22 protein-coding genes are annotated in these 24,545 nt (G+C 49.5%); 6 read left to right on the plus strand and 16 right to left on the minus strand.

Annotation, left to right across the window (positions count from 1 at the left end; all coding sequences use genetic code 11):
• Positions 1 to 121: 121 nt before the first annotated feature.
• From JUF10_RS00310 to JUF10_RS00330, 5 genes are all read right to left on the minus strand, one after another.
• The gene (locus JUF10_RS00310; RefSeq protein ID WP_203640259.1) at positions 122 to 490 is read right to left on the minus strand and encodes a hypothetical protein; all 369 of its coding nucleotides are present in this window, start codon (positions 488 to 490) and stop codon (positions 122 to 124) included.
• Positions 491 to 678: 188 nt separating this feature from the next.
• A complete protein-coding gene (locus JUF10_RS00315) occupies positions 679 to 2,019 on the minus strand; it encodes a dihydrolipoyl dehydrogenase family protein (protein ID WP_203640260.1) in 1,341 nt (446 codons plus the stop codon).
• A complete protein-coding gene (locus tag JUF10_RS00320; protein ID WP_203640261.1) occupies positions 2,019 to 2,342 on the minus strand; it encodes a thioredoxin family protein in 324 nt (107 codons plus the stop codon). The genes JUF10_RS00315 and JUF10_RS00320 overlap by 1 nt, the downstream gene beginning before the upstream one ends.
• A 380-nt stretch (positions 2,343 to 2,722) precedes the next feature.
• Entirely contained in the window at positions 2,723 to 3,994 is a 1,272-nt protein-coding gene (locus JUF10_RS00325; protein ID WP_236008113.1) for a subtype B tannase, read from the minus strand.
• Positions 3,995 to 4,223: 229 nt separating this feature from the next.
• Positions 4,224 to 4,706 carry a hypothetical protein gene (locus JUF10_RS00330; RefSeq protein WP_203640262.1) on the minus strand — a complete coding sequence of 161 codons (483 nt, stop codon included), beginning with the start codon at positions 4,704 to 4,706 and terminating at the stop codon, positions 4,224 to 4,226.
• Positions 4,707 to 4,929: 223 nt separating this feature from the next.
• On the opposite strand from JUF10_RS00330, the gene JUF10_RS00335 reads away from it, so the two are divergent.
• Positions 4,930 to 6,351 carry an APC family permease gene (locus tag JUF10_RS00335; RefSeq protein WP_203640263.1) on the plus strand — a complete coding sequence of 474 codons (1,422 nt, stop codon included), beginning with the start codon at positions 4,930 to 4,932 and terminating at the stop codon, positions 6,349 to 6,351.
• A 428-nt stretch (positions 6,352 to 6,779) separates the two neighbouring features.
• The gene (locus tag JUF10_RS00340) at positions 6,780 to 7,979 is read left to right on the plus strand and encodes an MrcB family domain-containing protein (RefSeq protein WP_203640264.1); all 1,200 of its coding nucleotides are present in this window, start codon (positions 6,780 to 6,782) and stop codon (positions 7,977 to 7,979) included.
• 133 nt (positions 7,980 to 8,112) lie between these two features.
• Here the strand turns inward: JUF10_RS00340 and JUF10_RS00345 are convergent, their stop codons facing one another.
• The gene (locus JUF10_RS00345) at positions 8,113 to 9,855 is read right to left on the minus strand and encodes a DUF262 domain-containing protein (RefSeq protein WP_203640265.1); all 1,743 of its coding nucleotides are present in this window, start codon (positions 9,853 to 9,855) and stop codon (positions 8,113 to 8,115) included.
• Between the two features lie 181 nt (positions 9,856 to 10,036).
• On the opposite strand from JUF10_RS00345, the gene JUF10_RS00350 reads away from it, so the two are divergent.
• Positions 10,037 to 10,381, plus strand: a complete 345-nt coding sequence (locus JUF10_RS00350; RefSeq protein ID WP_203640266.1) for an iron chaperone — start codon at positions 10,037 to 10,039, stop codon at positions 10,379 to 10,381.
• Positions 10,382 to 10,441: 60 nt separating this feature from the next.
• Here JUF10_RS00350 and JUF10_RS00355 read toward each other — a convergent pair whose 3' ends face one another.
• The 3 genes from JUF10_RS00355 to JUF10_RS00365 all read right to left on the minus strand — a co-directional run bounded on the left by JUF10_RS00355 (position 10,442) and on the right by JUF10_RS00365 (position 14,158).
• Positions 10,442 to 11,092, minus strand: a complete 651-nt coding sequence (locus tag JUF10_RS00355; protein WP_203640267.1) for an MIP/aquaporin family protein — start codon at positions 11,090 to 11,092, stop codon at positions 10,442 to 10,444.
• A 148-nt stretch (positions 11,093 to 11,240) separates the two neighbouring features.
• Positions 11,241 to 11,852, minus strand: coding sequence for a pyroglutamyl-peptidase I (gene pcp / locus JUF10_RS00360; protein ID WP_203640268.1), 612 nt, complete (start codon positions 11,850 to 11,852; stop codon positions 11,241 to 11,243).
• A gap of 86 nt (positions 11,853 to 11,938) precedes the next feature.
• Positions 11,939 to 14,158: an alpha-galactosidase gene (locus JUF10_RS00365; protein ID WP_203640269.1), complete on the minus strand. Its 2,220-nt coding sequence runs from the start codon at positions 14,156 to 14,158 to the stop codon at positions 11,939 to 11,941.
• A gap of 290 nt (positions 14,159 to 14,448) precedes the next feature.
• Between JUF10_RS00365 and JUF10_RS00370 the strand changes: the two genes are divergently transcribed.
• On the plus strand, positions 14,449 to 14,763 hold the full coding sequence (locus JUF10_RS00370) for a winged helix-turn-helix transcriptional regulator (protein WP_203640270.1): 315 nt from the start codon (positions 14,449 to 14,451) through the stop codon (positions 14,761 to 14,763).
• 59 nt (positions 14,764 to 14,822) lie between these two features.
• On the opposite strand, the gene JUF10_RS00375 is transcribed toward JUF10_RS00370, so the two are convergent.
• Both JUF10_RS00375 and JUF10_RS00380 read right to left on the minus strand, forming a co-directional pair.
• The gene (locus JUF10_RS00375; protein ID WP_203640271.1) at positions 14,823 to 16,253 is read right to left on the minus strand and encodes a glycoside-pentoside-hexuronide (GPH):cation symporter; all 1,431 of its coding nucleotides are present in this window, start codon (positions 16,251 to 16,253) and stop codon (positions 14,823 to 14,825) included.
• Between the two features lie 21 nt (positions 16,254 to 16,274).
• Positions 16,275 to 17,840, minus strand: coding sequence for a glycoside hydrolase family 31 protein (locus JUF10_RS00380; protein WP_203640272.1), 1,566 nt, complete (start codon positions 17,838 to 17,840; stop codon positions 16,275 to 16,277).
• Positions 17,841 to 18,123: 283 nt separating this feature from the next.
• Here JUF10_RS00380 and JUF10_RS00385 point away from each other — a divergent pair, with 283 nt between their 5' ends.
• A complete protein-coding gene (locus tag JUF10_RS00385; RefSeq protein WP_203640273.1) occupies positions 18,124 to 19,854 on the plus strand; it encodes a phosphatase PAP2 family protein in 1,731 nt (576 codons plus the stop codon).
• Between the two features lie 60 nt (positions 19,855 to 19,914).
• Here the strand turns inward: JUF10_RS00385 and JUF10_RS00390 are convergent, their stop codons facing one another.
• The 5 genes from JUF10_RS00390 to JUF10_RS00410 form a co-directional block, all read right to left on the minus strand.
• On the minus strand, positions 19,915 to 20,121 hold the full coding sequence (locus JUF10_RS00390; RefSeq protein ID WP_203640274.1) for a helix-turn-helix domain-containing protein: 207 nt from the start codon (positions 20,119 to 20,121) through the stop codon (positions 19,915 to 19,917).
• Complete coding sequence (locus JUF10_RS00395; protein WP_203640275.1) at positions 20,118 to 20,588, minus strand: DUF2975 domain-containing protein; 471 nt, start codon at positions 20,586 to 20,588, stop codon at positions 20,118 to 20,120. The genes JUF10_RS00390 and JUF10_RS00395 overlap by 4 nt, the downstream gene beginning before the upstream one ends.
• A 143-nt stretch (positions 20,589 to 20,731) precedes the next feature.
• On the minus strand, positions 20,732 to 22,501 hold the full coding sequence (locus JUF10_RS00400) for an ABC transporter ATP-binding protein (protein ID WP_203640276.1): 1,770 nt from the start codon (positions 22,499 to 22,501) through the stop codon (positions 20,732 to 20,734).
• A gap of 24 nt (positions 22,502 to 22,525) precedes the next feature.
• Complete coding sequence (locus JUF10_RS00405) at positions 22,526 to 23,044, minus strand: MarR family winged helix-turn-helix transcriptional regulator (RefSeq protein WP_203640277.1); 519 nt, start codon at positions 23,042 to 23,044, stop codon at positions 22,526 to 22,528.
• A 163-nt stretch (positions 23,045 to 23,207) separates the two neighbouring features.
• The gene (locus JUF10_RS00410; RefSeq protein ID WP_203640278.1) at positions 23,208 to 23,564 is read right to left on the minus strand and encodes a VOC family protein; all 357 of its coding nucleotides are present in this window, start codon (positions 23,562 to 23,564) and stop codon (positions 23,208 to 23,210) included.
• Positions 23,565 to 23,968: 404 nt separating this feature from the next.
• Between JUF10_RS00410 and JUF10_RS00415 the strand changes: the two genes are divergently transcribed.
• Entirely contained in the window at positions 23,969 to 24,508 is a 540-nt protein-coding gene (locus JUF10_RS00415; RefSeq protein ID WP_203640279.1) for a TetR/AcrR family transcriptional regulator, read from the plus strand.
• Positions 24,509 to 24,545 lie beyond the last annotated feature (37 nt).

The raw sequence follows: 24,545 nt of genomic DNA on the forward strand, positions 1-24,545 counted from the left end.
TTTTAGCTTGCTGAAACGGGCCTGGGACAAAAGTCTCTGGCCCGTTTTGCGCTCTCGAACGTATATGATCGAAACGTGCGACAAAAGGCCGTCAACTCTGCTCTTTGTCCAACCCTCTCTTTCACTCATGATGTGACAACTGAATCCAGCCCCAACCAATCAAGCCGAGGTTAAAAATCATCAGCAGGGACCACAACCAAACGTACTCGTTAATGGTTGGCGCAATCGTACTCCGCCAGAGGAAAACGGACATGAACGTAATAATGCCAGCGTTTACGACCAAACCGGCCTTTTTCAATCGCCGACTCTTCGCAAAGAACGTCAAGCACACGATGACGCCCAGAACCGCAACCAGCTGTAAGGTGCCCACTTGCCAATGGAGTTCGGCGCCCAGACTCGTTAGCGCATCCGGGACAAACGTTAAAATTAGTAAGAAGAAAAACTCACCCACGATATTTAACAGTGGCACAAACACATAGAGTTTCTGCATGGCAGTCCCCCCTTTTGTTGGTTTACCCCACTGTAAAAAATTAGCGCCTGAAAGTAAACTAAAACGCAACCTTTAAGTTAGATTAGGGGGCAAACTAAGAGATCAATTGAAAAAAGCAACTTGCCAAAAAACAACCAACGAAACTCCCTCTGCAAACTAGAGACTTCGTTGGTTGTTTTTTGATTACACTACGCTAGAAATTCCTTGAGTTTGGTTGCTAGCGTTGGAAAAATCATAATCTGGCGTTCCTGAAAGTCCTTGGCCGTTAGCCCCAGACCAATCACGCTGACCAAATGGTTCATATCGTCCGTTGCCGTCTGACTGACTTCGCTCGCACCGACCAGCCGGCCATCACGGTCGAAAATGCCAATCAGTTCTGCATTCTGGTCGTTGGTTCCGGCGTAGGCAAAGTCCGGCTGCAAGGCCAGCTTCTTCACCCGGTACTGGTCGTCCTGGACTGCCGCATCAACGCTCACGCCGACTTGGGCAATCTGGGGAAAGGTGAATGATCCTGTGCCAGTCACGGGATAGGCAATTGGTGCGGCCATTTCGCCAGCTAGATAGGCCCCTTCGAATTGGGCAACTGGCGTTAATCTCGGCGCGATAGTGGGGTCTTTCTTGACCACATCACCGGCCGCATAGATGCCAGCAACGTTGGTCTGGAGATGGTCGTCCACGAGAATTCCCTGCCGATCATTGGCGACACCCGCGGCTGCTAAATTCAACCGGTCGACGTTGGGCGTTCGACCAGTCGCGTCAACCACGTAATCTGTCTCGACCTGTAGGCCTTCTGCGGTCGTCACCTGGAACGCAGACTCCTGGCGCTTGACACCGTTGACCGATTGGCCGAAATGAAATTTGATACCACGCGCCTTCATTTGACTCACGACCACATCCACGTGGCCCTTGTAGAAGGCCCCCAGTGCGCTCGGCGCGTGCTCAATAATGGTAACTTCGGCGCCAGCTGCGTTGAGTACCGTGGCCAATTCCATGCTGACGTACCCGCCGCCAATAAACGTGACGCGCTGTGGCAGGTCGGCCAAATCTAAGACGTCATTGCTGCTGTGCGTGAGCTCTTGGCCGGGAATAGCCAGCTGATGAGCTTTCACGCCGGTCGCAATCACAATTTTATCGGCCCGGTAGCTCTGACCGTTCACCTGGACCGTCTGGGAATCAACAAAGCTAGCAGTCCCTTGCAACGTCTGAACGTAGTCGGTATTAAATGCTGCCTGCGCATTCGCTGGATACGGAGCAAAGGTCGCCTTCTTAGTCGCCATCAACGTCGACCAATCGATTGTCGCTGACTGTTGCAGACCGCGTCCTTGGAGTTGCCGCGCAATCAAGACGTTGCGGACGGCACCCTCCAGAAAAATCTTGGGCTCACAACCGTAATTGGGGCAGGTCCCACCAAATAGGTCGTTATCGACGATCAGTGCTGTTTTCGTGCTGCCAGTTTCCTTTAGTGCGGTGGTCAATCCATAGGCAGCGGGGCCGCTACCCAAGACGATATAATCAAATTTTTTAGTCATTAGTTCTCCAATACCTTTTGTAATTCTGCAGCAAACAGTGGCTTAGGTCGTGCCCCTACCAGGCGCTTCACGACCTGACCATCCTTCTTGATGAGGAAGGTCGGAATTCCTTGAACGTCAAATTTCGCTGCCGTCTGTTGATCATGGTCGACATTTAGCGACACAAATTTGACCCGTTGACCAAACTCATCGCTCTCGGACAGGTGCTTCAAGATCGGGTCCATCATCTTACATGGCGGACACCAGTCGGCCCGGAAGTCGACAACGGTCACGCCGGTAGCCGTTTCGTTTTCAAAATCTTGGTCGTGAATTTCTTTAATCATATCTATCCTCCAGTTGGGGTATACCCCTATAGGCATTAGGCTAACCACAGCTCGGCTTAAGAGCACGATTGTCGATTTAACTAGATTTTTAGGGACAATCGTTTTGTTGATTTCATCAGTAAATATTAGGCATCTCACTGACAACGTTCATTAATATACCCCCATAGGTATATTAATGCAACCTTTTTCTCTCAACTAATAAAAAAAGCGACTCCTAAATTTTTAGGTAGTCGCTAGTTTAAGCTTGATTTAACGCGGTTGACAGAGGTTATCGATCCAGGAAAAAAGTTCTGGTAAATCGTAATCGCCGCTATGGGGTGTGGCCCACGGAAAGGCAAAATCAACATCCTTACCCTGATTCCTTAATTTGGTCGCGAGGATCATGGGGCGAAGGAAGTGTCCCGGTCGGCCGCTCCGTGGCGAATTCGCCAGTGCTGAGCCACGTGACTCTGGGGTTTCAAGAGATAGGTTAACGGATTGATGGCCGCAACTAAGTCGGCATCGGCCAGTTGACTGGCAACCGTCGTATGAGCCTGGGAAAATGACGTAAAGTGCTTGGCGGCCAGCAAGCGACTGCCGAACAGGTCCGCCTCCGGACTGCTCAGGTCAAGCGCATCAAAAGCCGGTACGCCTTTCATTCGCGTAATGGACCGCAGATACTGATTCCAATCTAACCGGGGCACTCGACCATCAACGACCGTGACGCCAGCATATTTGGTGACATCGACGCCGGCGTTCAAGGCTTCCTGCGCGGATTGCCGAATTTTGGCGATAATGGCTTCTTTGAAGCTCCCATTGCCCTCAGCGGTCAACCTTAATGGCCGACCAGCATCATCTGTGAGTTGCAAGCCATTGAGATAGCCGCTGAAATCAGCTCTTAGGATTGGTGACAGTCGGCGTTCGGCTGGGGTCAATTTGCCATGAACCGGCGTGCAGATAAACTGATTGTCGGCCTCCCGAATCTTCTGGCGGTGCCACTGATAAATACCGCCAAATTGCCACTCATAGGCAGCATCGGCATGCTCCAGGTTGTGGATCGGACAGTAGGCCGAAACGGCAAAAACGTCGTCGGTCGCCGGAGCCGCACCGAGTGCCAACAATGCCGTGTCAAAGAAATCGGCATTGCCACTGGCCCCCATCAACGCCGAGGTCGCCCCACCAGCGCTAGTCCCGTTGGTGATGATCTTCTCCGGATCACCAGGAAGCCGGCCAGCATTGAACTTGACGTAACGGACCGCTGCCTTCATGTCCACGATAAACGCCGGCGCCTTGCCGATGTATTCGCCCTGAAAATTCGTCTGTGTCCGGCCACGAACACCGGCAGAAACCACGACATAGCCCTGTTTAAGGGCCTTAAGAATCGTCTCGCCACGACTAAATGGTTGCGGATTTCCCGGGAAATCGCGCGGACCGGGCATGTAGCCGCCCACCGTATTCGGCATAAAAATCGGCGCACTCACCCGATTATAACCGTTGACGCGTTGACCATTAAAATATGCCTCCGGAACAAAAACATTGAGCTTCTGAATATCATCGACGGGGCGTGACACATAGGTCAGGTCCATGAAACACCGGTAGGACACTGTCACACCATCGACGGTCGCTGTGACCGACTGATAAGTTGTTTCGTCAAATCTTAAGGGTGAGGTCATCGTCACTCCTCCATTTCATTTTTCACTATTGAGTCTACTGTAGTGGAAAATGCGGTGGGAGGCAATTCATTTGGCTAATAACGGGTGGAGCGAAAAAGTGCACAACCGCTTTTGACTCGTAATTAGTTGCACGCAAAAACTCACTAAGTTTGCTGAAACTGAAAAGATAGGTTGGCTGCGGAACCAACCAATGCACCCGGCAACTCTAAGTCACACTAAACGGCTACGATTAACTTGTGGATGTAGACTCGCCCCGTTGCCGACCATCGAGGACGGGATTCAACCGCTGAATCAGCGTGATCACTTGCCAGGGCTCCGTCGGTAAAGCCAGCCGCGGAAAACTATCGACGGGCGTGTGCATCTTGACTTGGGTTGGCCGACTGAGCTGATAATCGATCACTGTGTCACGTGAGATGCGCCCCTTAACCCCCTGATACCCCTTCACGTAGCGGTCGACGCGGCCATTGAACTGAACGATGTCGCCGCGCTGAAGTTGACCCAACTCACGGAAACCTTTGGTCAGGTTGAACCAGAGATGTCCGGCCATGAGCTTGCCACCAACTACGAGGCGTACGTCCCGCAACAAAAGCGTTGGCTCCTCCCCGCGATAGCCAGCCTTATAGCCGTATCGTTCGAAACGACCATAAAATTGGTGCCGCTCCTCCATCCCCAGTTGTTCTAATCGTTGTCGCCGTGCTGCCCGAATTTTCATGGTAAACGCCCCTCTCTACTGACTAACTCCGTAAAAAGTGGTCGAAAATTCGTGGAAATTAAAATTAATTTGTCATTCCGATATACTGCGTGATGCCGATTGTGAATCAACCGAGATATATTCGTTGTTGATACCGCCTACATCACGTAGAATGAGGGAAGCAATTTCACAAGTACATAGAATTTTGACGGCTGAACATCATTGACGAAAGCGAGCGATAATTATGCAAAATTTGTCCCGACACATCTCGTTTCCCCGCCTGCTGATCTTAGGTGCATCCAGCGTGATCGGTAGTAGCTGGATCTACACCAACGGTATCTTCTTCGATAAATATGGCGCGGGTGGCGAAATTTTCGGCTTTGTCCTAGCTACCTTCATTACGATTCTGGCCTCTCTCTCCTTTGCGGAACTGTCTTCGATTTTTCCTCGTAGCGGCGGGCCGGTCGTCTATAGTTACTTAGCATTTGGGCAGAAATGGGCATTCGCCACGGGCTGGGCGATTCTTGGGGCTTACCTGAGTGCCCTGTCGTTTTACGTGACGGCCTCCAGCATGTTGCTGGCTACGATTTTTCCACAGATGTCGGCGGGCCCGGGGTACACGATTGCCGGTGCCCACGTCTCGCTGATCGAACTGGCGGTCGGCGTGGCGTTCACGCTTTTCATTTTCTCACTCAACATTCGTGGGACAAAATTGACCGCGGGTGTGCAGGCGGTGCTCTTCATTGGACTGCTCATCTTGGGTGGCGCGCTGGTCGTCACTGGGTTTACGCAAGGGAGTCCCGCCAATTTCTGGCCGGCATTCAGCGCGGGCAGCCAGCCATTTGCTAACGTGGTCCGCTTCGTGTTGCCCGCGATGACGTTCCTGACGGGCTGGGAAGTCGTGACGATTCTGGCGGAAGAAGCGGCAATGCCACCGAAAAAGATTGGGAAAGCGGTCGTCGGCGCCATTATCCTCGCGGCCAGCTACTACATCATCGTGCTGTTGGCCAGCGCGTGGGTCTACCCATGGCACAAGACGGCGACGTTCCCGATGGGGTCGATCACGGCGTTCACTAAAGCCGGTTTCCCACTGTTGGGAACGGCGGCCTACCTGATTGCTTTTCTAGGGTTATTCACCAGTTTCATCGGCTTGTTTACGGCGGCGCCCCGACTGATTCTGTCGCTAGCTAGAGCAGGCCTGCTACCGCCGAAGTTCGCGGAGATCAGTGTCAAACGGAACACGCCAATCAACGCGACGGTTCTGGTGTTGGTGTTTGCGATTGGCTTTGGCTGGCTGGGTAAGGGCGCGATGACGTACTTTTTGGACCTGGGCGGTTTCTTCGTTGCGATGGCCTGGGCAATCACGGCGATGGCGCTGCGCCGGACTCGCCGCGACTACCCGACACTGGATGGCGGCTTTCGACTGCGCCACCTGTGGCCGAGTACGCTGGGTGGTCTACTAGCGGTCATCATTGCGGTCAGCACGCTGTATCCTAAGTCGCCAGTGGCGTTGGCATGGCCGACGGAGTATATCATGCTAGCGGTGTGGATTGGTCTAGGATTGCTGTTCTACTGGCTAGGCCGGTCGAATCACCAGGAAAAGGATCAGGCGTTGCACCATTTATTGGGGGAGACTGAGTATCAGCGTTTGAAAAAGAACGTATAAGAAAACGGCCAACCGTTGTGGAAGCGGTGGCCGTTTTACGTTAGTCCGTTTGATCTTGTTTTAAAAGTTTGAGAAGCTGGGCATCCCGTTGTTTGACCAGCTTGGCAATGGCCCCAACTAGGTTCCGCCGTCCGAGACCGTATTTGATAATATTATTGGCAGCTTCGGGTAACGCGATAGTTTTGACATGTGATAGTTCATTGAAATATCTGATTCTGAACGGGTTGAGTATGGCTACGTAATTTCTCTTTATCTCTTGGGTTTAGTTTGACAGAAAGCGAGATACTGTTCACCATCGATGAAGATGCCGTTCACATAAAATTATCGTTAGCGAAAATAGTAGTTGAGCTGAATATGATATTTACTCACCTTTATCTTCAATGGTATAGTTTAAGTAACCACTAGACTGTTTTCTTGGAGGAATGAATTTGAATCTTGTTAGCCTGTTCAAAAGAATCTCAGCTGAATACGCAGTGCAAAAAGAGGTCCCTCGGTCATTCGCCCAAAACGCGTTAATTAGGGACTGCAAAGCTAGTCTGACCGAAGCGCTCTCTTTAGACAAATTACCGACAAGTTATCGTGCCAAATTTTCAGCCGGTGTGGGTAAATGGGCCGAAATTCCTTGGATTACAATCCGGGACAACGACATTTTCCATGCAACAACCAAACATGGTATCTATATTGCTCTGCTGTTTACGAATGATTATAAAGGTGTCTATTTAACGTTAACTCAAGGCTGGACCTTCTTCGAGAAAAAATATAAAGGTAACGACCCCCATGATAAAATTCGATTTATTTCAAATTTCTTCTACAACCACCTTCAACTTTCAGCCAAACTGATGCAATTTTCTGGTCAACGTATTTCTCTTAAACGGATAGATAATAAGTTTTCAAAATTGGCTACTGGCTATGAAGACGGTACTATTCTCAGCAAGTATTACGACATTTCCCAATTAAGTGAGGACAGTAATTCAGCGTTAACGGATGACCTTCTCAATATGTCCGAATGCTATCAGCAAGCCCAACAACTATTGCTTGATCCCAAAGATTATATAAAGACTGTCACCACTATACTAGCCAATAACTCCCATCAGTCAGTCGTATATCCAACCGCCGATGAACCCGACGACCAGGTAAATGAGGACCAGCAGTCCTATGACGTTTTACAAAAACATGGTGTTAAACCTGACTACGATGCCCTCGCACAGCATGCGGCCGAATCTGGTAGGCAAGGTGAAGAATTTGCAATGGCTTACGAACAAAATCGACTTGCACAAAGCCCGCTGTTATCAACGGTTCAAGACAAGCTCAAACACGTTTCAAAAGAAGATGGTGACGGTTTGGGTTATGATATTCTATCTCAGTGTGTCAATCCAAAAAATCCCTCACAGACTAAGGATCTCTACATTGAAGTTAAAACGACTTATAATCCAACAGAGACAACTCCCTTCTTCATGTCCTCTAATGAGCTGACATTCTTCGAAATATGTAAAAAGGAAGATATGGCTTACGCAATCTACAGAGTCTATGGCGATCCTGACAACCGTAAGCTCAAAGTTTTCACACCCAAGGTCATTGACCAAGCTGATTTTAAACCTACTAGCTACCAAGTTAGGTTAAACGGCTAAATATCGAAAAAGCATCTCCAACCAGTCAGTGTTCTGGTTAGAGATGCTTTATTTTTTATACCAATTAAATGACGGCACTTTTTGCCAGAGATATTTATCACTTCTTAATTCCATTGATTGAGTTCGACCAACCTCACCACACATTCACAGCGTCATTAGCAAACACTGCCTGTCGTTCATTAATTTCAGCTACGCCCCAACCGTGCTCACGAATAACATCAGCCAGTTGTTGATTGGCTTTTAATTCAGAGGTCTTCAATTTTCTTTCAGCCTCAGAAATGTCAGAGAACCCGGACTTGACCAGACTCTTCTCAATAATCGTCCAGTTGCCAATATTCTTTGAATACTCGTTTAGCTTATTATCATTGCTAATCTGAACAACACGATAACGATCATCGTCAAATACTCTGCCATAGAGTTCGTCTTCTGAAAAGCCTTCATAGCGGTTGTTATAAATTTCCGAAAGGATGTAGGCTAATACCCATTTATTTCTCCCCTTGTCGCCGCCATCTTTTCGCAAGACGCTGAAGGAAGCTTTAGTCTCTTCATTGGTCTTCAACATTTTACTATTGATGCCATCGATAATTCTATCGACACCCTGGTAGTTCAAATTCCAAATGTTCTTAGCAATTTCAGAAAAGCCTACTTCTAAAGTATTGGTTCCATCATTGATAATCGTTCTGTGCCGAATAAAAATCGACAACAGCTTGTTAACGACCATCAAGATATCATTATCCTTATAGTTTCTGTAACTCATTGCAATGACGATCGGATAATACAACTTCACGTTAATTCTAGAGAAGATGTCTAACCTCTGCGTAATTCTTTGATCCGCGAAATATTTTCGATGATCCCCTGTTGTTGGTGATTCAAGTACGACGTATAGCTGGACTAAATTCTCTAAATCCATTAACAGATCCTTAGCGCTATTGACGTCCGTAATGCAGTCACTAACTTCTCGATAGAGCTTTGCTGTGGAGACAATCCGTTCCTTTGATGCCCAGTAAGTTCGAATAAACCGTGTAATTCGCTTACTATCATTATTTAAATGCTCAGCCAGCTCTCCCCACATCTCATTTGACTCTTCTATGTTATTTTCCATCGTTGACATCAAATGGTTCTTAATAATATCTGACGGGGCTAAATCCTTTCCCCTGCTATTCAGCGTTTCAAAGATAGTAAACGCATCCCGTCTGCTTGGTGCAGAGATCATGACCAGGTAGAATCGTCGTGAAAATGACAAAAAGATCTGTCGTAGCAAGTCGATCTGCTCACCAATCGAGGTCTCATCTTTCAGCATTTTTCTAATCCAATCCGTCATATCCTTATAGGCCGTTTGCATATCCTTAATTGGTTTAGAAGTGGTTTTTACCGTTAGTGCTTTCTTGTTACTACTGATGAGATCATCAAAGAAATCTTGTAATATTGTGTTTCCATCTCGATCAGCTACTGGTTCCACGACTAAAGTTGGCGATTGGTCATCATCCCTGTACAATGCCTGTTCAACTTGCAACCGAATATCACGTAGTAAGTCGCTAACCTCTAGGCTGACACTTCCGTTAGAATTTTGCGTGTTTTTTTCATACATTTCATTAGCAATATCGCGAACGGCCGCCATAAAAATCACACTAGTTGTTAACCGTTGCTGACCGTCAATGATTTCTTGAACGCCACTACTATCTCTATAAGTGACAATCTGACCGAAAAAGTGACTGTCTCTTCTTCCTTTAACTAAATCCTTTAAATCTTCCCAAAAGTCCCCAACTTCACTCTTTCCCCAAGCATAATTACGCTGGTAGACCGGTACGACAAAACAGTTATCACGAAAAAGATCCTCAATCTTAAATCTTGATGGCATCGGAATATCAACCCGCATACTATGTTCCCTTCTCCATCCCCTCAATTTTAAACTAGCCACTCCTTCAACGAGCAACCAGTCCATATAGGATGTTAATTAATGATAACCCATATTTTAGCCGCAATATACTATTTTTCTTCATCTTCTAAAATCTGCTATAATCATCATAATAAATCCGCTTACAAAGGAACCTCCACCCATGTCCCCCATCCAAACCTATCTCACTACCCCAGTCGCCACCGACCACCACGCAGAACTCGTCGCCATCTACAATCTGCTTAAAACGCTACTTCCCGACGCAACCGAGAAAATCAGCTACGGCATGCCCGCCTTCTACGTTGCCGGAAAGCCCGTCATTTACTTTGCGGCGACCAAGCATCATCTCGGTCTCTACCCGACGGCCTCGCCCATTGCCCATTTCACCACGGAACTGGCGGCCTACCACACGTCCAAAGGCGCCATCCAACTGCCCTACGACCAGCCGCTCCCCGAAAAATTGATTGCCGCCATCGTCGCTTTTCGCGTTCACGAAATCACCGCGTAACCACAAAAATACTGGTTAGACTCCTTTTCCGAGCCTAACCAGTATTTTTTATTTTCTAATTTAGTCTTCGCTACCCATCATTCGACCGACGAACGCTGCTAAAATCGCACCGACTTCTGGGGCCAAGATATACAGCCACAGGTGGGACAAGGCGCTACCACCGGCGAAAATTGCGGGGCCGAATGACCGAGCTGGATTCAATGAACCGCCCGTCAGATTCAGTGCCACAATGATCAAGAAGGCCAACGTTACCCCAATCGTCAGGCCGGCGAAGTCGCCGTTGCCATGACGGTCGCTCGTCACATTTAGGATCACCAGCAAGAACAGGAACGTCACTAGCGCTTCCACCACGAAGGCCAAGCCCGTCGAAATTTTAGGGAAGTCCGTTTGCCCCAATTGGTTGGTTGCTAAGCCCAAGCCGCTGACAAATAATTTAATAAAGGCTGATGCCACCGTTGCGCCTAAGACCTGCGCCACGATGTATCCCACCGCGTCCTTACCGCCGATTCGGCGATTGATCAGCATGGCCGTCGTCACTGCCGGATTGAAATGTCCACCAGAGATGCCGCCAAACGCGTACGCCGACACCGTAATCGCCAACCCAAATGCCAGCCCAATCGTCAGTGTATTCCCTGCGGCGACCGTTACAGCGCCCGTTCCCAAGAAGACCAGCATAAAGGTCCCCATAAATTCTGCAGTATATTTCTGCATGATAATTCCTCCAATCTCACTTATATAAATAATTATAGAACACTTCGGCAAACGACGGTACCAATACGCAAAATGTCCTGGCAACTCGTCTGCTTTTGATTGCCGGCACCAAAAAACGCTTCCTCCACAACGAAGAAGCGTCCTCGTTTTACTCTGCTTGCTGGACGATTGCCGTAATCGCCGCCGTAATTCCCCGCACATCGTCCGCTAACGACAACGACGGCGTGTTGGGGCGTTTAGTCACCTGACTCGGTAGAAACGGAATGTGCATGAAGCCCGCCCGCAACTCGGTAAACTCGGTCGCCCGTAGGTACTGGACCTGGTACATGATGTGATTGCAAACGTAGGTCCCGGCCGTTGTCGACACGGTACTCGGTAGGCCAGCGGCACGAATCGCCGCCACCATCGCCTTAACTGGCAACTGCGTAAAGTATGCCGTCTCCCCAGCCGTCTGAATCGGTTGGTCGACCGGTTGCTGCCCCGCGTTGTCCGGAATCCGGCCATCGCTCAAATTAATGGCAACCAACTCTGGCGTCAAGGCTGCGCGACCGCCCGCTTGGCCAATGCTCAAGACCACATCCGGTCGTTCACGCACGATGGCTTCCCGTACGACCGTGGCACACCGGTCAAAAACCGTTGGAATCTCTAATTTCACAATCGTTGCTCCCGCAATTACTGACGGCAGCTGGTTCACCGCTTCAATCGCTGGATTCGTCGTTTCACCACCGAACGGGTCAAAGCCCGTCACTAAGATTTTCATCGCCGCCACCTCCGCTAAATATTAGTCTCATTATACGCTAAAGAGGCGACCACGCCGCAACGCAATCGCCTCTCACTCTTCAACTTTTACTTTTCAACCGCATCAATCACCAGCAGGCGCGCACTGAAGTCAAATGACTCCTCGATGCCCTCAGTACTGTCTTGCAGGTGTGGAATGAACACGCCAGCATTCATCAGCTCATCGCCGTAATAAACGTGGTCGTTGCCAGCAATTTGGTAACGCTGATCCGGTTGTAAACCACGCAGATACAGCCGATTGTACGCTGGATTAGGATGATTCAGCACCTGATACCGCGCCGCAATTGCATGCTTGCCATCCGCGCTGACGACCTGCCAACTACCGACATTGCCATCACCCGTGAATGGACTGTCCAGCCGGTAGAACTTGCCCTGCTGGAACAGCTCGCGGTGGGCCTTGTAGAAGGCAACCTGCTCCTTGATGGCCGCCTTTTCCGCCGCTGAACATTGCGTCACGTCTAACTCGTAACCGAGATCACCAAAGTAAGCCACGGCCGCTCGCGTTTCGATTGGCGTGATCCGCCCGGTTTGGTCATTCGGCACCGCCGACACGTGTGCGCCCATCATCGTTTGCGGGTAGCCGTACGAGGTGCCAAATTGAATTTTCAACCGTTCCACGGCATCCGTATCGTCGCTGGTCCAGGCTTGCGGCGCGTACGCCATCATCCCCAGATCAAAGCGCCCACCACCGGAGGCACAGGATTCAAACAACACGTCTGGATAGGCCGTCGTCAACCGACCGTACAGCTGATAAACGCCGAGCATGTAGCGATGGGCGAATTCCAACTGCTGGTCAGCTGGCAGGGTCGGACTGTAGGCCTCCGTGATGTTACGGTTCATATCCCACTTGATGTAGTCCAGATGGGCATCAGCAATCAGCCGACTGATTTTATCGTACAGGTAGTCAATCACTTCCGGATTAGCCATATCAATGACAAATTGGTTCCGTCCCGGCGTCATTTCCCGGTGCGGCGTCTTGACCGTCCATTCCGGATGCGCCCGGTACAGGTCGCTGTCGATCGAAATCATTTCTGGTTCGAACCACAGCCCAAATTTCAACGCCATGCCGTGAATCTTGTCGGCCAAATGTGCGATACCGTTGGGGAGCTTCTGCGCGTAAACGTCCCAGTCTCCCAGTGATGTCGTGTCATCGTCACGGTGACCGAACCAGCCGTCATCCAGCACGAACATTTCAATGCCGAGATCCTTGGCGTCACTAGCAATCGCCGTGAGTTTCGCCTCATCGAAGTTAAAATAAGTCCCTTCCCAATTGTTGATCAACACCGGCCGCGGCGTCTGCGCAAAGTGGGGGTTCACCAAATGATGCTGATAAAAGTCACCCATCTGCTGGCTCAACTGATTCAGCCCGGTGGTCGTGTAGCTGAGCACGGCTTCCGGTGTCTGGAACGTCTCGCCCGGTGTCAACTGCCAACCGAATTCTTCCGGATTGATGCCGATTAAAATCCGCGCCGTATCGAAGGCATCGACCTCGACTTGATCCAGAAAGTTTCCGGAATAGATGAGATTGAAGCCAAACGCCGCCCCGTGGTTCTCATCCGTTGTCGGTCGGGCCAAAATCATGGCCGGGTTCTGCTGATGACTGGAAGCGCCGCGCAGACTACCAATGCTCTGCGACCCGCTATGGAGTGGCGAGCGTACCAGATGACGTTCACGCGCCCAGCTCCCGGAGAACTGCAGCAACTCGTAATTGGCATCCGGCAGGTCCAACTGACTACTCATGGCGCGGTCCAGCAGCAACGTCTGCTCACCGGCATTCGTGAAACGCGCACTCCGCACAATCACGTCTTGATGGGGAAAGACCGTGTACTGCAGGGCCAGCGTTAACTCGGCCACCACATCACGCAAGGTCACCGTCAGCGTCTGGACGTCATCACCGGTCGCAAAGGCCGATGGCAGGCCATTCAACCGCTGCTTGCCGTCCGTGATCTGATAATCCTGATAGCGAAATTCTGAGATGCGACTACCATCTGGCGAGGTCACCTGAAACGCCGGGTCGCGGTAATCGCCCTTGCCTAAACCGGCGAATTCTTGCTTCAATGTTTCTGGTTGAAAATCTGGCCGATCCAGCCGCCATGCCGGAATCGCGCCGTGTTCCTCGCGAGCGGTCAGGTCGGGATAATTGGCCTGGTCATGAATCCGCTGGCCATAGTACAACTGGCCGAGTTCGCCGTTTTCCATGACGTGAAACAGATAACTGGTATGGTCGGTCTGCAGATGAAATTGGTGCTGCTGAACTGAAATTGGCATGTTCGTTGCTCCCTTCAAAGTCGTTTTCCGTTCTCATCGTAGCATATTTTGGCACCGCTTACAGGTATTACCTACGAAAAAAGTATCCGTCCACTAAATGGTCATCGTCAATCACTATTTGTCCCATTTAAATGTTGATCACAGCTCACGCAATCGGCTATCTACCAGTCGCCTCGATGGACAACTTTCACTGTAAATGCTAAGCTAGCTTGCACGGATTACTACTCGAAATCGGTCATCGCCCTGGTTGATGACCTTCAGCAATACCCAATGAGAAAGGACCTGGCAATATGGCATTAACACAACTGAACCTCGGCAGCGAGCTTGGCGTCGAGGTGCTCCACCAACGCTGGTACGCCCTCATCCTGTATCAGCTTGACCCTGAGCCCACGGACTTCATGGAACTCCGCCGCACCGTTCGCGGCATTTCAACTTTCAACCTCCTACTGCAGCTAAAACAACTCGCGGACCTCGGGCTGATTGAAACTTTAGCAAACGATGATTACAGTTATCAGCTGACGGATAGTGGCTACATGTTTCACAACATCTTGCTTTCCCTAGAACACTGGGGCAACGCAACCTTAACGCATGAGCTTAGTCATTAGTCAAAAACGGACGCCGCCAACCTCCATTGAGGGTCGCCGACGTCCGTTATTTATTTAACCTATTTTTCTTCGGCGTCATCCTTGCCCCAAGTCTTTTCCAACTCGGCAACGATTTCCGCATGCTTTTCTTCGGTAATCTTAACTTTACTCAGGAAGATGATGGTCCCGATAATCACAGTTACTGCTGGCGTTCCGAGCATGATGGCTTTCAACGTCCAAACGTTGCTGGCCGTCATTGCACTCACCTTGGCATTACCAGACATGCCGGCCATCACCGCCGTCATCCCGGTAATCCCAGTCACAATCGCCCCGGACAGTTTATCAATCAGTGGCCGAATGGACAGCACCAAGGATTCATCCCGGTGTCCCAACTTCAATTGCCCATATTCCACGATATCCGTAAAGGTCATCAAGACAACCAAGAAGATCAGAGGTTGTGGCAAGTTGAAGAGGGCCCCAGCCAACAGAACTAACCAGAGATTCTTATCGGCAAAGGCGAAAATACCGATGGCGACAAAGATAATCACGACACAGATGACGAAGACGTTCCGCCGTTTGAACTTTTTAGCTAACGCTGGGAACAGGGAAACGGCTAGTAAACCAATCCCCATGTTCAACATCCCCAGAATGGAGAACTTCGCAGCGTCACCCAAAACGTACGTGAAGTAGTACAGCATGAGTGAGTTAGTCAGGTAGACCCCAGAGCCGTACAGAACGTACGCTAACGCCAACCACAGCAGCTGATCGTTGTGGACCAGGATCCACAGTACCTTCTTAAATCCAGTTTCTTCCTTGTTTTCCCGCAACCGCGAGTTCACTTCTTTGGTCCCAAATCCAATTGAAACCGCTCCCAAAAGTGCGATGATTGCAGCAACGACGGCGTACAGGAACCACCCTCGGCTATCCCCGGTACCACCCTCGTTGGTGGCAGAAAACATTAAAATCATAGGAATGATCGTTACGGTAACGATCGTCCCACCTAACGTTGACCCAACCCGCGCAATCGTCGCGGTTTTTTCCCGTTCCAGTGAGTCAAAGGACAACGCTGGCAGCATGGACCATAGACCAATGTCTTTGAAGGCAAAGAAGATGTCCATGACGATGTAGACGAAGGTGAAAATGAACAGGTAGTACATCGGCTTGCTGGTCAGACCCCACATATCACTGAATAAGAGCATCATGGCTAAACCAGAAACAATGGTCCCAACAACGACCCAGGGCTTGAATTTTCCCCAACGGGTCTGCGTCTTGTCAATCGTGTTCCCAATGAAGGGATCAATGAATAGTTCGGCGACCCGGAGAACGAAGATAATGGTCGTCATGACCCCAATCATTTTATTATTGTAGGCCGTATCTGACGAATTAAATAGGTGGTTCGTAACAAACATAATAAAGTAGCTGTTCATGACTTGGTTGAATAAATCATGCCCGAAGGCTCCAAACGCATAAGACGTCCGGCTGACCCAACCGTGATTTGTATTGTTTTCCATAATATCGCGCCCCATTTTCCCTTAATTTGACGATAACTTACGGTAAGCTGGTAAGGATTGCAACGTTACCGGTACTTGCCGTTCAGCTGGTCCCGTAATAATCGTGGCCTCGCCAGTGACGGATTGCCATTGGCCGGCAGGGAAGTAAATAGCCTTTTGCGTTGCATGTTGCTCTAAGACTGGGGCAACCAGGAAGTCACTTCCCAGCATGAATTGCGTGTTCAAATACTGCCGCTTCGTTTCGGCGAAATCGTAAGCCATAGACCGAACGATTGGCGCACCAGTCTCAGCTGCGCTCTCTGCCAAGGTGGTAATGTCATCGGCAAATTGCTGATGAAGTTTGGCGGCTTGACGACATAGGGCTAGGTGTTCCTTGTCCAGTACCCGCCAAGGTGCCACGGAGAATTGCATCATTGGCATCAATGCTGAACACTGGGCAGAGCGAACGATGAGTTCTTGATCAAAATGGTCGAGAGTGATCAGACTGCGGATCTCACCGCCACCAATCATGTCTGGGCAACTGAAGTAGTAGCCCAACAGGCCCTGGGCAATCGTGTCCGGAATCAGTTCGGACAGACCGTCTTTGCCCCACTCAAAACGCTTATCTTGTAGGCGGTTAACCAATGGTGCCCCTTCATTACGGTAGTTCGCCCGAAATTCGTTGTAAGGGAATTCCGCACCGAACTCACCCCATAATTGGGTCTGTTGCTGTGGACTCAGCTCACCAGCCGAAATGTCGGTTTCCTTGTAGAAGTGGGGATCACCAGCGTCAAATTTAAAACCATCGACGCCAGTATCCGCCTGCAATTTTTGCAACGTCCCTTTTAACCAGTCATACGTTGCTGGATTACTCAAATCTAGGACGGCACTGTACCCATTCCACCATTCACGGACCACGGGTTCACCCGATGGCTCACGCAGCAACATCTGCTTATCGCGTAGTTCCCGGTACTCCATCGAATCCGCACTGACAAATGGGCAGACCCACACCATGACCTTGAAGCCCATATCGTGTAGCTCGTCAATCATGGCCCGGGGAGCAGGGAACTTCCGCGCAGAGAATTCCCAACGTCCATAGTAGTCAGCCCACAGATCATCGATCATGATAATTCCAGCTGGAAAACCATTGTCAGCAATACCATGCGCGTACTTTAAAACGTCGGCTTGATTTTGTTGATAGAGCAGTTCGATCCAGGTATTCCATTGTGGCAAGTCGAAAAATGCCCGTGGTGGCATCTTGCCCAGCTGAAAGGCTTGCTCAGCAACTACCTGTTGCGCGCCACGCAGCCCATTGGCCCCGGATACCATTGAAACGGAGTCGCGCGTAACGATGTGAAAGACCCCATCAGCCAACGTTAACTTGAATGGCGTCGCACTCCAGATAGCCCGACCCTTAGTAGACAGGAAAATCGGGGCGACCTGGTTACCATTCACCAAATGAATCAAATCAAGCTCATATGTACTCTCACGAGTTAACGGGTACTGCGAGCCATCAGCCACACAACCACCGTACCACTCTTCATCTTCCAAAACGGGAATCTCTAGTGGTGCGGTCAAACTTGCGGTCAATTCATCAAAAGTTATCATCAGAACTTCCTCCCAATATTTGGTGATTTCTGTCTTATCATAGCCAAATCTATTTCGAAACGATAGCAACTCGAATCGCTATCGTTTTACCCCTTGGAGTAATTAAGTAACTTAATTTTTAAACCAACCCTCATGAGACCTGGTACCGAACGCTATGTAATAGTTTTGTGTGGTTAGTGTATTATTTTAATTAACCCTACTGACAATCTTCCATCCCTACGTTATGATGTGAATGTAACCGGAAATGAAAACGTCACCGCACTTTTGAAAGGCAGGTATTTTCATGAAAACTAGACAACGTACTTGGACCAAGCGCGCCGCAACGATTCTTTCTTTAGTGGCCGTGACGCTTCCCATGGCAACAACCGTGGCCAGCGCCGCAACGACTACTGATGATCTCTCCGCCCACGAAGCCCCTTACGGCTACTTTGTGGACACGTATCAACAGAACACCAAGAAAAATACGACTCAGACTAACAACCCCGTCGTTGGTGAAATGGCTGAGTTCTCTACATACTGGAATAACGACAAAGCGTTAAACACCGTCCTACTCGGCGAAAACGTGGGTAAAGCCGCCGCTATCACCCAGAAACGGACCGACGCAGAAGCCACTCGTTCCTACCTAACTGACCGTCGCGACCTGCGCTACAACTTAATCTCTGGCTTAGGGCCTTACGCTTCCGCCTTCATTAAGAACGCCGACGCTAAGACCGACTTTAACGACATGCCAAGTACGCCACTTCCTGCAAATGCACCCTACAGCAAGGTCACTTGGGCCTCAACGACCTCACCACTTGGTCCCCTGGTTAAGCTGGTCGACACCACGGCCCGCTCGCCATTCTCCGGAACTGGAATCGTTAAGCACGTTGTCCGTTACGTTCGCCCTTACCGTCAAAGCACTGATGTTAAGGTCGTCCCTGCTCTTTCTAAGGTCATGGCCGCTGCCAAAGCTGACGACTACGACTTCCCAAGTGGACACACAACTGCTGCCTTTGAATCTGGAGAAACACTGGCCTACGCAGTTCCTGAACGGTTCCAAGAATTAATCACGCGTTCTTCCGAAGTGGGTTATGACCGAATCTTAGCTGGTCGGCATTCACCATTAGCCGTCATGGGTGGTCGAATGGTCGGAACAGCCATGACGGCTGCCACTTTAAACGATCCTAAGAACCAAGAACTGATGAAGCAAGCCTACGCCGTTGCCCACACTGATTCCCTGTTGAAAACCAAGGATCTGTCTGCAAACGACGACTTCAAAGATTACCAAACGAACCGCGATGCCTACCGTTTCCGGATGACTTACGGGTTCAGCCAAACCGGCAATACCACCCAAGCCATGCGCGTTCCTAAGGGCGCCGAAGTGCTCTTAGCAACTCGTTTACCTTACCTGAACGCAACACAACGCCGGGACGTCTTGTTCACAACGGGAATGCCATCCGGCTACCCCGTTATGGACGATGCCGAAGGCTGGGGCCGTTTAGACCTCTTCTCCGCTGCGAACGGTTACGGTGCCCTTAACGACCCAGTGACGGTCAACATGGACGCTAGCCAAGGCGGATTCAATGCCAAGGACAACTGGCGCAACAACATCACCGGTAAGGGTCAACTGACGAAGACTGGTTCTGGTAGCTTAACCTTGAGTGGTAACAACAGCTACGCAGGTGGTACTTTATTGAAGGCTGGTGCCTTACAATTAGCAACCACTTCCGCACTAGGTAAAGGAAACGTGACGATCAAGGGTGGTCAATTACAATTAGCAACCACTAAGGTCACTATCAAGGGTAACTTCCAACAAGCCAAGGCTGGCCAATTGAAGCTAAGCCGCGATGCGCACGTCAACATCAAGAAGACGGCCAAGCTGAACGGGACGCTGAAGTTAACGGCTGGTTCTTTAAAGAATGGCACGAAGTTGATGACCTTCCACGCACACAAAGGAAAATTCAACCACGTCTCCGGCTTGCCTAAGGGCTGGCACGTGGTTTACACGAAACACGCCGTTACGTTAGAAAAGTAGCCGTACAAAAGTATACAGAAAAGGGGCTGTGGCGATTGTCACAGTCCCTTTTCTGTATGCCTATTCTTCCTCCTGATATGCCAACAGATCTCCTGGTTGGCACTGCAGCACCCGGCAGAGTGCCGTCAGCGTTGAAAATCGAATGGCACGTGCCTTGCCATTTTTTAAAATGGATAGGTTGGCCATGGTAATCCCAACCTCTTTAGAAAGTTCCGTCAATGTCATCTTGCGCTTCGCTAACATCACGTCTAAATTAATTACGATCATATCGTCAGCTCATTTTCTGTCTTGAACGTAAACGCATTGGCCACCAATTTTTGTAAGATGCTGGCAAAGACACCGATGACGGTTGCAGCGGCCAAAATAATACACGATAATAGCAAAATTCCCGGGGCATCGGCCGCATCCGTCCACCAGTAAGCTAACGGCAACATTGCTAAGAAGACAAGTGCCACCAGATACGCACTCCACTTGATTCGTTTGAGGGCGGTAACAGATTTCAGTGAGAACGCCGTATTTTGATCAATTCGCTGTAGAAGTGTGTACGCCTGAACGACTGCGTTTAACACACAGCCGCACGTTACCAGCAATCCCCCACCCATGACGAACGAAAAGCCATGCATGATGTGCATCGTGCCGTCCACTAAAAATGGCACCACAATTATTCCCAGTGCAATGACGATCAAGCCAATAACGGCTAAAGCTAACTTTAGAAGTAACGTTTCTCGTTTCACGACGGGTCCCTCCTCTATTTAACTTTAGAATACGCCATTTATTATTGATAAACAATAAATAGTTATTAAGATACGATAAAGTTCAACTTGATGCCAGCAAAAAAGCGCGGCTCCGATTTCTATCGGGGACCCCGCCTTTTAGCCTATTCTTTGAATTGAATTCTCACGTAATCCTTGTAGATCGGCAGGCTAGCCATCAATTCCTGATGGGTGCCGTGGCCGCTAATGTGGCCATTTTCCACGAAGTAAATATTGTCCGCGTCTACGATGGTGCTCAAACGGTGGGCAATAATTAACGTCGTGCGCCCCTTCATCAGCTGGCTAAGGGCTTGCTGTACCATTGCTTCTGATTCTGAATCCAAACTAGCAGTGGCCTCGTCCAACAACAGAATCTTGGGATCACGCAGGAACGCCCGCGCAATCGCTAATCGTTGACGTTGACCCCCACTGACCTTGACACCGCGTTCGCCGACCTGCGTGTCCAAGCCGTCAGTCATATGGCGAACAAACTCATCCGCCGATGCCAATTGCAAGACGTGCCATAACTCATCATCGGAGTACGTTTGATCAGAACCATACGTCAAATTGTGTCGCACCGTTCCGGCCATGATGGCTGAGTCTTGGCTGACATACCCAATCTGTGACCGCCAATCGCTCAGGTTTAGATTAGAAACATCCTGACCGCCAATCGTAATTTGCCCATTCTGTGGCTGGTAGTAACGTTCCAGTAGCCCGAAGATCGTCGATTTTCCGCCACCCGATGGCCCAGCAAAAGCGACTACCGAGTTGGGTTGGGCCTCGAAATTCACATCATGCAGAATCATTTCACCGTCATCATCGTAAGCAAAGTCAACGTGTTCCATTGCCAACGGTTGGTCGCTAACGGATTGGGTCGTTCCAGCAGTCAATTGTTCTTCTGGCTCCGCAAGTAAATCGCGAACCCGTTCCGTAGATCCACTGGCCTTGGATAACGTCGTGAAGAACCGCGCCAAGGTCCCCGCTGGGCCGATGATTTGGAACAGATACATCAGGAATGAGAACATCGTCCCCATGCTCATGGTGCCCGCAGAAACTCGCGCCGCCGCGTAGGCCAGAACGCCCACAAAGACCGCTAGCATAGTCGTCGTCATAACGGGACCGGCGATTGCGTCGTAAATGGCTTCCTTTAACCCAATTTGGTAGAGACTGCTAATCTGCTTCCCACCGGTCTGCGTTTCATAACCTTCCGCATTGGAGGACTTCACTAGTCGAATCTCCCCTAAGGTTTCATTGGTTGCCCCACTGAATTCTGCCATGGTGTCTTGCCGTTGATGACCGATCTTATTACTCAACCGCATAATCGGAAACATGACTAACATCATCAATGGAACGGCAATAAACATAATGGCCGTCATCTTCCAGTCCATAAACAACATGATGACCAACGCCCCACCAAGTTGCAGGAGGGCGGTCACCATCTGTGGAAATGAATTGGCTAACAGGTCTTTGATCTGCATCGTGTCATTGACGAGTCGTGAGGTCATTTCGCCGGTCTTAACACTATCAAAATAACTCACCCGTAGTCGAACTAACTTTTGCCACAGGATCTCCCGTAACCGGGCAACGACATTTTCTCCAAAGAATCCTAGTAGTGCGCCCGAGAAGGCACTCACCAGTGCACTCACAATGAATAAGACGATGACGCCAATCAGCAACGGCCGGTTTAACGTGTGGCCTAGCCCGTTGATTAAAGACTGGGCCAGCTTCGGGACGGCCAACTGGGCGCCGGTGGCCAATGCCCCGAACCCTAGGCCCACCCACAGCTGCCAGTACTTCGGTTTAGTCTGACGAATCAAATGCATAAAGCCCCGAAAGTCAAACTTGCTACCGACTCGAGACCGCTTAACGCTTGGTGCTGCTACTCTTCGTTCCATCTCTCTTACGCCTCATTTCAAATATTAAAACCAGCGCGGACCAAATCCATGGTGCGGCCAGTCATTGCCATGCCGATTCAAATCGCTCCAATCAAGGTCACCGACCTGATGATTGAGCTTCGTCAGCAGCCGTTCCAAGTCGGCCTGTTCATCTGCGTCCAGTCCACCAAATAGTTTTTCGGACAGACCATCAACACGCTGATCATACTGATTAAACATCTCTTGCCCCCGGTCACTCAGCTTAACAATGACGGCCCGCTTATCGGATTCGCTGGGGACCCGCTCAACCAATCCCATATCCTCCAAGCGACTAATTGTCGCACTGACCGAACTCGGACGAATATCTAGAATTTCCGCAATATCCGCATTAGTCATCCCATCCTTAGCGTGATGCAGGAGTTGCAATAGGCGCAACTGCCCCCGACCGCCATTAGGGCCACCGTGACCACCCATTCCCGGTTGATGACCAACGACCATCAAAAACTCTCTGTTCTGAAACAATTTGCCAAAGCTCTGTAATAAATCACGACTTTCATCCGACATGCTTCGGACCTCCTCTTTAAATTCGTGTCATTATCTTAGCACTTTGGTTAGCTTTTAACAACAAAAACTAACTAAAAACTAACTAAAAACTAGAGAGTCCCGTCAAATCAGCGTTTGTCGGTCAAAAAAAGTTGTGACTCGCGCCGCAACTTTTTAAAAATCACTATTTTGCTTGGCCGACTGCGAAGTAAGTCCCGTCCGGATCAGGGAAACCAAATGCGAGCTGACCATTGTCATCCACGATTTCCGTTGCACCGGGCAACTCATCATGCAGCTCTTCAAAACGCTCACTAAACAACATCAGTGAAGGTACGTTATTGAGCACTTCTGGTGAATAGGCTGCAATGAAGCTGCGAGAGAACAGAGAAAGCTCGGTTCCGGCGTTCAATGTAAGCACCACATTTTGGGAACCATCGGCTAAGGGCATCTTTGCTACAACTGGCAATTCGAAGTAATCCTGCCAGAACTTAACGGACCGATCAACGTCTGTCACGTAGAGCATAATTCGTGTTTTTTGCATCAGATTCACCTCGTCTTTTGATATCTCACATTCTACCATCAAAAACTAATTTGGAGAACTTACAAGTTTCCCTAGCTTTTCTGCGATAGAACAGGTATGCTTATCTATGCAGGTTTGCACCTGTCTAGTTGCTCTGTACATTCCAAAATGTAACCTATGGATCAACTAGTTGCCTCCATCTCGGATTGATGGGGGCTTTTTTGTACCCTTTTTTAATTAAATACACTGTTAATCGCTTACAAAGTGGCATTTCACTAAAAGTTATTGAACAGGTGTTGATTTTTTTTAATTGTGTGCCTATACTATATATCGTTGTGTTGATTAAACATAGTTAGAACCATTTTAACAATGATTAGATTAGATAGTAACTAGTCATCAAAATAGCGGATGGAGGTTGCCGGCCAATGGACCGTAGAACGCTTAAAACGCAACGGTTAATCAAAGATACTTTGCTGCAGCTTTTACAGCAAAAGCCCTTGCATAAGATTACCGTTTCAGAGATTACACAAATCGCCAACATTGGACGGGGAACCTTCTATATCCACTATCCAGACGTCGATAGCTTGTATGATCAAATCATCAATGACGCTATCGCTAATCTCACTGAACTGTTCGACCAAACGTACCCTAGCGGCACGGGCAACGCAGACTTTGTTGCCCTTTTTCGCGCCGTTACGCAATATTTAACGGCCAATGCCACCCTCTTCTGTGTTCTCTTACGGAACCAGAAAAGCGGTCGGGTCATGCAACAAATCAAAAATCTCTTTACACAACGGGTCATGACCGAAAGGCAGTTTGACCCCAACGATACTGAAATTAAAGTGACCGTTGCATTCACTACAGCTGGCGCCATCGGTGTTCTGTCCGATTGGCTCACTGGCGACTTAGATGTCAGTGCCGACCAGCTAGCCCAAATTATTGATAAGATTCTCGCCAAGTTTTAACCCTAGGAGGTCACGATTACGCTTACTTTAACCCCAT

The organism is Levilactobacillus andaensis, assembly GCF_016861695.1.
In the GTDB taxonomy this organism is placed as follows: Bacteria; Bacillota; Bacilli; order Lactobacillales; family Lactobacillaceae; genus Levilactobacillus; species Levilactobacillus andaensis.